General features: G+C 38.4%; 14 protein-coding genes and 2 tRNA genes. All 16 read right to left on the bottom strand.

Annotation, left to right across the window (positions count from 1 at the left end; genetic code table 11):
• Positions 1-57: 57 nt before the first annotated feature.
• Positions 58-801: a 23S rRNA (guanosine(2251)-2'-O)-methyltransferase RlmB gene (gene rlmB, locus WMO37_RS08535; RefSeq protein WP_227089086.1), complete on the bottom strand. Its 744-nt coding sequence runs from the start codon at positions 799-801 to the stop codon at positions 58-60.
• On the bottom strand, positions 798-1,271 hold the full coding sequence (locus WMO37_RS08530) for a Mini-ribonuclease 3 (protein WP_022433026.1): 474 nt from the start codon (positions 1,269-1,271) through the stop codon (positions 798-800). Before WMO37_RS08530 ends, rlmB begins: the two co-directional genes overlap by 4 nt.
• Positions 1,256-2,662 (bottom strand): cysteine--tRNA ligase, encoded by a 1,407-nt coding sequence (gene cysS / locus WMO37_RS08525; RefSeq protein ID WP_349154793.1) that lies wholly within the window; start codon positions 2,660-2,662, stop codon positions 1,256-1,258. The genes WMO37_RS08530 and cysS overlap by 16 nt, the downstream gene beginning before the upstream one ends.
• Positions 2,663-2,783: 121 nt before the next feature.
• Complete coding sequence (epsC, locus tag WMO37_RS08520) at positions 2,784-3,446, bottom strand: serine O-acetyltransferase EpsC (protein WP_349154792.1); 663 nt, start codon at positions 3,444-3,446, stop codon at positions 2,784-2,786.
• 31 nt (positions 3,447-3,477) lie between these two features.
• On the bottom strand, positions 3,478-4,020 hold the full coding sequence (gene ispF / locus WMO37_RS08515) for a 2-C-methyl-D-erythritol 2,4-cyclodiphosphate synthase (protein WP_022433029.1): 543 nt from the start codon (positions 4,018-4,020) through the stop codon (positions 3,478-3,480).
• 159 nt (positions 4,021-4,179) lie between these two features.
• A tRNA-Met gene (locus WMO37_RS08510) sits at positions 4,180-4,253 on the bottom strand.
• A 16-nt stretch (positions 4,254-4,269) separates the two neighbouring features.
• Positions 4,270-4,342, bottom strand: a tRNA-Val gene (locus WMO37_RS08505).
• 142 nt (positions 4,343-4,484) lie between these two features.
• Complete coding sequence (locus WMO37_RS08500) at positions 4,485-5,288, bottom strand: hypothetical protein (protein WP_349154791.1); 804 nt, start codon at positions 5,286-5,288, stop codon at positions 4,485-4,487.
• 36 nt (positions 5,289-5,324) lie between these two features.
• Positions 5,325-5,981 (bottom strand): hypothetical protein, encoded by a 657-nt coding sequence (locus WMO37_RS08495; protein ID WP_349154790.1) that lies wholly within the window; start codon positions 5,979-5,981, stop codon positions 5,325-5,327.
• 407 nt (positions 5,982-6,388) lie between these two features.
• Complete coding sequence (locus tag WMO37_RS08490) at positions 6,389-6,868, bottom strand: hypothetical protein (protein ID WP_227089083.1); 480 nt, start codon at positions 6,866-6,868, stop codon at positions 6,389-6,391.
• Between the two features lie 62 nt (positions 6,869-6,930).
• Positions 6,931-7,251, bottom strand: coding sequence for a TfoX/Sxy family protein (locus WMO37_RS08485; RefSeq protein ID WP_349154789.1), 321 nt, complete (start codon positions 7,249-7,251; stop codon positions 6,931-6,933).
• 246 nt (positions 7,252-7,497) lie between these two features.
• Entirely contained in the window at positions 7,498-8,085 is a 588-nt protein-coding gene (locus tag WMO37_RS08480; RefSeq protein ID WP_349154788.1) for a helix-turn-helix domain-containing protein, read from the bottom strand.
• A 102-nt stretch (positions 8,086-8,187) separates the two neighbouring features.
• A complete protein-coding gene (locus WMO37_RS08475) occupies positions 8,188-8,550 on the bottom strand; it encodes a hypothetical protein (RefSeq protein WP_349154787.1) in 363 nt (120 codons plus the stop codon).
• A gap of 100 nt (positions 8,551-8,650) precedes the next feature.
• Complete coding sequence (locus tag WMO37_RS08470) at positions 8,651-9,484, bottom strand: alpha/beta hydrolase (protein WP_227089081.1); 834 nt, start codon at positions 9,482-9,484, stop codon at positions 8,651-8,653.
• A gap of 275 nt (positions 9,485-9,759) precedes the next feature.
• A complete protein-coding gene (locus tag WMO37_RS08465) occupies positions 9,760-10,263 on the bottom strand; it encodes an AAA family ATPase (protein WP_227089080.1) in 504 nt (167 codons plus the stop codon).
• 132 nt (positions 10,264-10,395) lie between these two features.
• Positions 10,396-11,655, bottom strand: a complete 1,260-nt coding sequence (locus tag WMO37_RS08460) for an ATP-binding protein (protein WP_349154786.1) — start codon at positions 11,653-11,655, stop codon at positions 10,396-10,398.
• Positions 11,656-11,806 lie beyond the last annotated feature (151 nt).

The raw sequence follows: 11,806 nt of genomic DNA, 5'->3' as shown, positions 1-11,806 counted from the left end.
CACAGAGCGGCATCCGGCTTTATCCGCTTACACCTTTTCCGCCAGTATCTGTTTTACCTATGCCTTTAAACGCTGGCGCACAATCTCATATGCCAGCACACCTGCCGCTACGGAAGCATTCAGCGAATCAATATCGCCCTTCATCGGAATTGATGCCGTAAAATCACATTTTTCTTTTACAAGACGGCTCACTCCCGCACCTTCATTACCGATAACCAGTCCAATCGGTCCTGTAAGGTTTAAATCATACATCGTCTGTCCGTCCATATCGGCACACACAAACCACATGCCTTCTTTTTTCAGTTCTTCAATGGTCTTTGCAATGTTGGTTACTTTTGCCACAGGTGTATAGTTAACCGCTCCGGCAGAGGTCTTTGCTACGGTCGCCGTAAGTCCCACGGCACGGCGCTTCGGAATAATAACACCGTGTGCCCCGCAAAGGTTTGCAGTACGGATAATTGCCCCCAGATTGTGTGGGTCTTCAATCTCGTCCAGAATAAAAATAAAAGGGGCTTCACCCTTTTCCTTTGCTGCATTTAAAATATCTTCGACTTCCGCATATTCATATGCTGCCGCCTGCGCAACAACGCCCTGGTGATGTCCGCTGTTTGCCAGTCTGTCCAGCCGTTCTTTATCCACAAAATTGATAATGGTATCCGTCTTTTTGGCTTCCCGCAAAATACTTTTTACAGGACCGTCCTGACAGCCGTCTAACACAAACAGCTTGTCAATGGTCTTTCCTGCGCGGAATGCCTCCAGCACGGCATTTCTGCCCTCTATAATAAATTCTTTATATCTCATTTTTTCTCCATTCTATGGTGTTCCCATTCCCCGATTGCCTCTAGACCTGTATGTACCAGCTTTGTCAGTCGGTCGTACTGCCCGTCCAGATACAGATATCCCATTAAGGCTTCAAAACCGGTTGCACGTCTGTAATCACCGATTGTCGCGTTTTTGGCAGAAGTATACGACTTTGCATTTCTGCCCCTTTTATAGACTGACAATTCATTTTCCGTCAGCTGTTCTTCAAGGATGCCAATCAGTTTAGACTGCGTTTCCGCCTTGACCAGCCTGCACGCATGCCGGTTGATTTTGTTGACCGGCATGTTGCCAAGGCTGATTAAATAGGTGCGGATCACAAGGTCGTAAATGCTGTCGCCGATATAGGCAAGCACCAGGGGTGATAACTGCCGTGGTTCTACCTGTGCAAGCTCTAAATTCTGCCAGATATTCCGTGTCAGATTTTCTTCAAAATTTAAGCTCTTTTCCATCTTACGCCTTCTCTTGTATCTTCTAACACAATGCCCTTTGCCAAAAGAGTATCCCTGATTTCATCTGCTTTTGCAAAATCTCTGTCTTTTCTTGCCTGCTGACGCTGTGCAATCAGATTTTCGATTTCTTCATCTAACATCTCCGCTTCTTTTTCCGTTATAAGTCCCAGTACATCTGTCAAAGCTGTAATCTTTGCCTTTAACGCATTGAGATATTCTGCGGTATTGTCTGCCGATGAATTGGAATTTGCAAATTTAACAAGTTCAAATACAGCTGCAATCGCATCTGCCGTATTAAAATCATCTTCCATTGCTGCTTCAAATTTCGCTGTCATTTCCGCAGTCTTTTCAAGCAGTGCCTTTTCTTCATCTGTCATTGCACCAGCCTGTGCATTTTCCGCAAGGTGTGTCAGATTGCCGACTGCCGTCACGATTCTATCCAGACCGTTCTTTGCGGATTCCATCAGGTCATGGCTGAAATTAATCGGATTTCTGTAATGCGCACTTAACATAAAGAAACGCAGTACCTGTAAATCGTATTCTTTGCTGATATCTCTTACAGTAAAGAAGTTACCGAGAGATTTAGACATCTTCTTATTGTCAATATTTAAAAATGCGTTATGCATCCAGTATTTTGCAAATGGTACACCATTTGCAGCTTCTGACTGGGCAATTTCATTTTCATGGTGTGGGAAAATCAAATCCTCACCGCCCGCATGAATATCAATCTCGTCTGCCAGATACTTCTTAGACATGACAGAGCACTCAATATGCCAGCCCGGTCTTCCCTCACTCCACGGTGATTCCCAGTAAGGCTCGCCTTCTTTTTTCGGCTTCCACAATACGAAGTCTAACGGGTCTTCCTTTTCGGATTCTCCGGCAACCTTGATATCTCTGTGTCCGGCTTCCAGATCATCAATATTCTTCTTTGAAAGCTTTCCGTAGCCCTCAAACTTTCTGGTGCGGTAATAAACCGTACCATTAACATTGTAGGCATAGCCTTTGTCAATCAATGTCTGAATCATGTCAATCATGCCGCCGATTTCCTGTGTTGCAAGCGGATGTGTTGTGGCAGGCTTGATATTCATGCCTTCCATATCCTTTTTGCACTCTGCGATATAACGCTGTGAAATTTCTTCGGCAGATACACCTTCTTCATTGGCCTTTTTGATAATCTTATCATCGACATCCGTAAAGTTGGATACGTAATTGACATCATACCCCTTATATTCCAGATATCTTCTTACCGTATCAAAGCAGATCATCGGTCTTGCATTTCCGATATGAATCAGGTTGTATACGGTCGGTCCGCAGACATACATTTTTACCTTGCCTTCTTCAAGCGGCTGAAATTCTTCTTTTTTTCTTGTCAGTGTATTATAAATTTTCATTATTGCTCCTCTTTTCCGTAGACGCTTTGTGTCGGCGGTACGCGGGCTGAATCCATTCAACCCTGCGATAAATCTATTTGTGGCATCTACGGCACAAATAGTTGTGTGAACAATCTTAAATTTATGGATTTTTCACACTTTCCAATGCCTTCTCTAACTTATCAAGACGTACCCGAAGGCGCGCATTTTCACTCTTTAAATCGTCCATTTCCGTCTGTACCGGGTCCGGCAGATGTACCTGGTCTAAATCGTCATTGACACGTACATCATTCTGAATGACGATTTTACCCGGCACGCCGACAACCGTTGAATTCGGCGGCACATTTTCAAGAACAACCGAACCGGCACCGATTTTACAGTTATCTCCGATTGTAAATGAACCAAGCACCTTTGCTCCCGCACCGATTAATACGTTATTCCCCACTGTCGGGTGGCGCTTGCCGCTTTCTTTTCCGGTTCCGCCAAGCGTTACCCCCTGATACAGTGTTACATTATCCCCGATAATGGCTGTTTCACCAATAACCACGCCATGTCCGTGGTCGATAAACAGGCCTTCACCAATCTGGGCGCCCGGATGAATCTCGATACCGGTCTTTCTTGCCGTTTTCTGCGAAATGCGGCGCGCGCGGTAATAATGCTTTTTCAGGTACAGTTTATGCGCCTTGCGATATTTTAAAATTGCATGAAAACTCGGATATAAAAACACTTCCATCGTTGATTTTATTGCCGGGTCCCTGTCCTTTATGACCGCAATTTCCTGTTTTACATATTTAAAAAACTCCATGTCTACTCCTCAATGTCTGATTGCTGTTACTTTATTTTACGGAACAACCGCCACATCCGCCACAACAATTTGTCATATCCGAATCGCCATAGATATAATTAGTCACGTCATTTAAGCTGCAAACCGCCTGGGAAGAAATGCCCTCTCCCGTACCGGTAAAGCCAAGTCCTTCCTCGGTCGTTGCCTTTACATTGACACGGTCGATGTCAAGCTTTAAGGTGTCTGCAATATTTTTGCGCATTTCATCGATATACGGACGCATTTTCGGCTTCTGCGCAATAATCGTTGCATCAATATTTTCAATGACATAATTCTTTTCATCTAAAAGCTTTCCAACCTGTCTTAACAGTTCCAGACTGGAAATGCCTTTATATCTGTCATCGTTGTCCGGAAAATGCTTTCCAATATCTCCAAGCGCCGCCGCACCGAGCAGTGCGTCCATAATCGCATGAAGCAGGACATCCGCATCAGAATGTCCCAGCAGACCTTTTTCATACGGAATTTCCACTCCGCCTATAATCAGCTTTCTGTCTTCCACCAGTCTGTGTACATCATACCCCATTCCAACGCGCATTTTCATTCTCCTTTCTGACTGCTATCATTTTATTTTCCCGTAAAAGAATACCATTATTCTATGAATTGTACAAGTGAAAATATTTCCGCTTTGGCAGTGTTTTACGGTATTCTCCCTGTATATGCAAAAAGGACACCTCTGTTCAAGGTGTCCATGTAGTAGCGAGAGGGAGACTCGAACTCCCGACACCACGGGTATGAACCGTGTGCTCTAGCCAACTGAGCTATCTCGCCATATTCTTTTCATGTATGGGACCTATAGGGCTCGAACCTATGACCCTCTGCTTGTAAGGCAGATGCTCTCCCAGCTGAGCTAAGATCCCATATTCAAATTCATGATAAACAATCGCTACAACCGCTTGCGCTGTGTTGTTTGTTTTTGTTCTCTCGTGAACTGACTTGGTTATTATAATACGATAACCGCGTAAATGTCAAGCACTTTTTTCAACTTTTTTTGAGATTTTTTTATTTTTTCTGCAAACCCACAGAAACAGGGGCTTTGTAAAGGAATGGCAGCTCCGGTAATTCGTTCTTTTCTATGATTGATTCCAACATTTCGGCAAATTCTTTCGAATTACGAATCTGATACTGCATATGATTAAATCCGCTAAAAACCGGAAAGTTCCCATATTTATAAGTCTGCATAACGGCATTTCTGTATTTTAAATGGTCTTCCACACTGCCAAACTCCCAATATGTACTTTTTTGTAATTCTTCGGGCAAATCCGGGAATGCTTTATCCTCCAGACTGTCCATAAGCTGTCTTTTTAAATTTCCATATGTTATCGTTCTGCCTGCTTCTATAAAATACGGCTTTATATTATCATCATCGCACCACATGATTTTTTTTAATGTTTTTCCTTTTGACCGGTAAATGCTTTTTATTGCCAGATATATGAACGGAACCATTATCTTTCTCAATGTCTTTCCAATCTGTGCAAACTGCCCGCCGTCAAAAAAGACATGTTTTACGGGTATCTGTGTATTGGTTAGAAATGCCATTGCAAGGTCTGCGCCGATTGAGGAAGCCACCACAAGTTCTATCTCACGGATTCCCTGTTCTTTTAAAAATGTCATTATCTGCTGTATTTCATCTGTTTTACTGCGATATTTTTGTCCGGCACAATATACTGTCGAAGTCGGCATAATGCAGTAATATTTCTGTTCCAGACACTCTGCTACCGGCATACTGCTGTCACCCGTCACTCCCATTGCATGAAAAAATAATATTGCCGGTTTTGATTTGTCACCTGCTGTTTTAAATATCATATTTTCCCTTCTCTCTGTGCAAATTATATGTGTGCCTTACTCCATGCTTCCTATATTAAAATTGTACTCATCTGCTTCCCGTGGATTTTTAAAGCCTTCAAATGCTTCCACTTTCGTCAGCGAAAGATAAAAGCCACAATTCGGAACAGGGTACTTCTGTTTTTCCTTTCGGACATAACCTTTGATAGACAGCAGATATTTTCCGGCAGGGACATCATATTTGATATCTGTATAAATTTTAACAAGCTCTCCCTTTCCCGTTTCCGCCTTATACCACCGTTCCCATGGCGAGCGGTACCGCTCCACCGGTTCAAACTGTCCCGGCGTGGTATAAAATTCTTCTTCCTTTTCATGATATATTTTCGGCTCAAAAGGCTCAAGCTGACGGATATTGGAAATCCACAGCCCGTCTTTAATTTCCAGATTAAATCCGTCATAATCTATTTTCTGCACCCACCGGTCGTCAAACGGCTCGTCCCGTCCTTCAAGCCGGATTGCGTAATTATACGCATTAATTCCTACTAACGCAATTAAAATGCCCTCTTTCTGCGTAGACAAATAAAGTTCTTTATCCTTTTGTAAAAGACTTAACAGCTTTCTTTTCCGGATTTTTTCACGTTTCAAAAAGTCCTGTACGGTATCTGCGGAAAATATACAAATCCCGTAGCCCATTGCGTTTACTTCTCTGTCCATGTTTTCTCCCTCCCCATTATTACCATTATAATATGTGCTTTTATTATAACATTTTGGTGTTGTCACTGTCTAAATGTTTTTGTTGTAAAACAGATTTTCAATATAAATTTGACATAAATATAGAAATAGAGTAATATGAATATATAAAAAGGCACTGCCGATAGACGGTTTAGCCTTTACAAATAAGGATTAAAAAATAACCGCTTAGTTGACCAGACTGGGGCGGTTATTTTTTGGGCTTTTTATTACAAATGGAAGCAACAAGCGTTGCGACTGCACATAATACTAATGTATATGTAAACATATCTGAATAAGTCACCATAGTCTCACCTCCTCTCGAAGGTATCGACTAAACCGCCTACCGTGAATGGCAGTGCCAAAATTATATTAACATACTAATTGAAAAGTTAGCAACATCTCTTTATAACAATAATTCCTCCATCATTTGCAATAACAAAATACTTTCCATCGTAGCTAAATCCACAGATGTATGCACCATAATTTTCATAAACTTTTATTTCATCACTTTGACCAGGAATAAAAGTTATAGTCGTAATATACTCTTTTGTTTTCTGAATAAGAACCCTTTCGCCCTTATTTGTTGTATCAGGTAAGTTTCCACCGTATTCTCCTGCTATTAAAATCTGTTCGTCCGGTAATTTATCACAAATTGCAATAAGTTCTTCTTCATCATAATCAATCATACAATTTTCAATTTTTCCATTGTCACAATCCAGAATAGTAGTTTTTTGAGAAGAAATGATAATCATTTTATTTGAAATTTTCTTAGAAAACCCAAGCCATTCAAAACCTCCAACAGAAAAACTCGTTACAAATTTCCAACCGTCAATATGCTGACAGGCACGGATGCTTTCATCATAATTCATTAGCATAAATATTCCCCCCTATAAAATCTAACGAAATGCTCTTTTACAAATTGTTAAGTTGTCTATTTCTTCTTTTTCGGTTTTGGGGCTGGCAGTTCATCATACATTGCATGAAACAAGCCTGTCAAAAATTCCTTATTATCAACTTCATCTACCAACAACATCTCTTTTGCTCCCTCACAGGGTAATTCATACGGAGCTGTCGGCATATAACTAATTGCCGATTTTACTGGTTTAACAAGTAATCTATCATCATAGATACCGCCTACAATCTTGCCACGATAATAAATAATAAATTCTCCCATCATAGCTCGATAAGTAATTTCTTCTAACTCAGATAGCTGCCCTAAAATAAACTCTAAGTATTCCTTGCTTGATGCCATATTTCCTCCTCAAATCCCGAATTTAAACCATTAAATGTTAATTTCTGCTTATCACATGGTAATTCTTCAAATTCTATTACTTATTCCCCTCGTTTCACACATAATTTTAATTTTTCCCAATTAATTATAATTATTATATGTAAAAACAGCCGTAAATTCAATCGTATTTTTTTGCAATTGAATTTGCGGCTGTATATAACCTCATTTTAGAATTGACCTTCTGAATTTTAAAACGCAATATCACTATTAATTCAAAAAGACGTGCATCAGAAAGCCAATTAATACACAGACAGCTAATGTTATCAGCATACTACCTATAACTAAAAGATTTTTCTGATATGGACGTTTTCCTATCTCACATTGCTTTTGAATATCATCCAAAAGTTTTCCCTCAGAAAATGCAACAATTTCTTTATAGCTCTGGACATCATTATCTTTTTTTACCTTTTCAATCTTTAAGGCAAAGTACATAGAAATTGCCCAAATGATTCCCCACGGAATAAATGCCCAGACACCAAGCCACATAAATAGCGGAACCGCAGAAACAACAGTCACAATCAACATTATAGTGTAGATTCTTCCGTAGCGTTTCATTTTTTCAATTTCTTCTTTTTGAATTACCTCTTTCATAACACCAATATCTCCTTTGATTAGCTTATCAAGAGAGATTTGAAAAATTTCACTCAGTAATACCAAACTGTTCACATCCGGGTAACTTTTATCGTTTTCCCAATTTAAAATTGTCTGTCTTGAAACATAAACACGATTGGCTAATTCCTCTTGGGATAACTCTGCTTCCTGACGATGCATTTTTATTTGTTTTCCAAGTTCCATTCCGTCACCTCCTTGCATACTCATGTTAATCGCAAAGCAGTATTTTTGCTATCAAAGTGTATTGACATCTGTGTTTTCCGGGTGTCAAAATTGTTTTACATACTATAAATCCGCAAACTCCTGCTTTGTTTTTATGGACTGCTCAATAAATGCCTTTACTGCATATACATCTTTTAATTCTTCATATCGCGGAAATCCGGCAGGATTATGCTTTGAGTAAGTCAAATGGAAAATATAGTAGATGTCCACATTTCTTCCGTTGTCAATAACATATAACACATCATCATTCGATTCACACTTTGCTGCTGCCCAAATTCTTTTGTCATATAAGAAGTGGTCTTCCCCGATTTCATTTTTCAATTCAGTAACAAATACTCCGTCAGCCTGTGTTAATGGAATCATATACCAGTTAAAATCTTCATCATATTTATCATATAAATCACTAAAAATTTCTTCTATTGTCATTATCAATTTCCCCTAATTTTTAATTTCCCAATTTGACAAATAATGAATTTGCGAGCATTCCGTATCAACCACAAGCGGTCTTACTCATTGCCTTATTAATTCACCGGATGAAGCTTCTGATTTCTTCACTTATTCTTTGATATTCGTAGTCGTGAATATAATGAGGACAGTCCAGTTCAATACAACTTGCGTTGTTGTGGTTTGAAATATATTCTTTAGGAATACTTCTCCACTTTTCTTTTGTAAAACCTGTTCCACCGGAACCGTCAGAGATAAACAATAACATCGGCACTTGTGGGATGCCCTTTTCCTTTACAACACCCGCATTCTTTTTTACCGCTTTTGCTTCGTCAATCATCGTTACAGTTGCGGTTTTTTGGTAAAATATAGCCCTGTAAATTTCTTTTTCCTTTTGAGAGAGCGTTCCCGATTTGATGGCATTACTTTCCGCAAGGCTTGGTATCCATCTTGTAATTCCCAATCCGGCGCAATACTGTCCTAATCTCATTATAGGAATATTGATGTTCATTTCATCATAATAGTCCGGCACAGCCATATCCAAACCGACAATAGCTTCAACTTCTTCCGGATACTTCTGAGCCCAGTATAAAGCTTCTAATCCGGACATTGAATGTGGGCAAAGCACATACGGCGGTTCTATTCCTGCCTTATCAAGCGCCATTCTGGTTTCGCTCAATATTGTATCAATATCCCTGTTTTTATCTACCACATCACTGAAACCATAGCCGAATTTTTCCACTACTGCAATTTTGTACTCATTGCTCAACAGCGAATACAGTGACTTAAAATCCAATATAGGCGAGCATGTTCCGCTTCCTGACATAAATACAAATGTTTTGTCACCGTCGCCCTCCGTATATACACTCATGTTGTGACCGTTGACTTCTACAAGTTCGCCCAAAGGAGTCAGCAAGTTCCTCTCCTTTGCACTGCACACGTTATGGCGGACAAAAGATACTATCACAAATAATACAATGACCGCAAAAATTATCAATATTATTTTCATTTTATGTACCTTTCTCAGAAAAATCATCTGCCACACACCGTTTTTCATTGTGCATAGCCACATTTTCATACATAAGTCCAAAATGCTTTCCGTAGTATTTTACCCTTTCAACAAATTCCTTTTCTGTTGCTGCTTCCGCAGGCGGAAAACATTCTGCCTCAACTGCGCCAACTTGGGAGTTATCATACCGCCTTTATTATTTTCTCTACATCCTTTTTCCCTGATAACCATACAACTTTATTGTCATATCTATCTAAAATACTTCTTATTTCTTTCAAATTTTTATTCTGAAAAGTTTCAGTCCATTTCAAAAGGTTATAGACCGATTTCAAAGTTTCTTTTTTCCCTTTTTGTAGCCCCAATTTTCTTTTTATAAAGCGCATAATAATTCTACTTTTATATAAATAACCAGGCATATCTAAAACATATATTTTATCAGCTTCATCAAAACTTTGCTGTACCCAGGCATAATATACCCCCTCAATTATCCACTCATCATTATTATATAATATTTCTTGTAATAACGCTTTTCGTTCATCAAGCGGTCTCTTTTTTCCATATTCTTTGGCGTTGTTATCCCATTGAATATCGTCTAAGTCGAAATGAGAAATATTATACTTCTTTGAAAGTGCATTTGCTAAATAGGTTTTTCCAGAACCACTGCAACCAATAATACGTATTTTCATCAGTCAATATCCTCCCTAAATTCAAATATCACAATCCATATGTTCACTTATTTTCATTGTATTTTGTCCCTGTCAGAAAACATAAAACAGGTATTCTGATACTAATTTTGCAGCAAATAAAAATCATTTGTATTAATTCATACGTTTTATTATATACTTTGTGCCTCTGCCCTTTCCTTTAACCTCTACCACTCCCTTTTGGCTCATTTCTTTCAATAACTGTGTTGTTTTTGATTTCCCAAATGGTGTATAGGGTGCTATTTCACTGATAGGCTTGAGCATTGTCGTGCTTAACAGCGCATACACCTGCTTTTCATCTTCCGTTAAATTTATATTTTCTCCAAAAACAGGAAGCATAATCCTAATCGTATTTTCTGATACTTCAAAATCAGGTTTTCTTAATGCACTTTCATATAATTGCTTTATTCTTGTAATTCCGGTTCCAAAAATCTCAACAAACCCAAGCCTATAAAATACATTTGCAAGATTCCTGTTTCTTAAAACAGAAATTTTACCTGATAAGTATTCATCTTCTGTTATTCCTGATGGCAGACCTCCGGGCGAAATAACCTCAATTCTGTCATCAAACATCAGAACTCTTATTTGTGATTCTATATCCCACGCTCTATGAATTAAAGCATTTGCAATCGCTTCACGAAAAGCTGCTTCCGGTATTTTTTCTACATTTTTTCTCTCTGCCCCCTCTATTATTTCGTATTGATAATAATCTCTGAACATATCTATTGCTTTATCATATACCTCTAATATGGATATATTTTCAATCGTTGCCCTTTTTTGAATAACACTGATATTTTGACCAAACTTTACAATATCAATGCCGGGAAAATGATTTCTATCCGCTAAAAGTCCTGCTGCATTATTATATCCATTATTATTATCATATAAATTAAGTGTTTTTAAAGTATCCTTATTAAAAGTTTCAATCTGAATGCTTTCTTTTAATTTTTGATGTAAAACTTCAAATGTTAATTTCTGTTCATTATATGGTAATTCTTCAAATCTTATATTTTTGCCCTCCAATATAAGACGTGAAAACTCTAATGTATCTACCTCTATCGTTACAGTATCATTTCTCTTATATGCCTTTGACTTGTATAGATACGGCTTATGAATTCCACTCTTTACAGTAAGCTTTATCGTACTGTCGTTTTGTATTTCAAGTGTATAATCCGGTTGTGGCGAAATACTGTCGTTAATTTTATTTTCTATATCAAGACAGGATTGTTTTACATCTGCTATTCCCTTGACATTCCCATTATCATCAATGCCAAAATATATCTCCCCTCCATTGTAATTTGAAAAGGCGCTTACTGTTTTTAAAAATGTATTTGTAATTGTTTCTTTAAATTCTATTATCCTTGTTTCACGCATACCATTTATTCCTTTCCAATTTGTTATATTTATTATACGCAAAAACAGCCATAAATTCAATCGTATTTTTTTACGATTGAATTTACAACTGTTTTTAGTTATATTTAAGGCTTTATAATTGTTTTACAATCATTCTGTATAATCATTGCTG

The sequence above is a fragment of the Lachnospira intestinalis genome, assembly GCF_040095895.1.
GTDB classification, from domain to species: domain Bacteria; phylum Bacillota; class Clostridia; order Lachnospirales; family Lachnospiraceae; genus Lachnospira; species Lachnospira intestinalis.
This window is presented reverse-complemented; position numbering and strand designations above follow the sequence as displayed.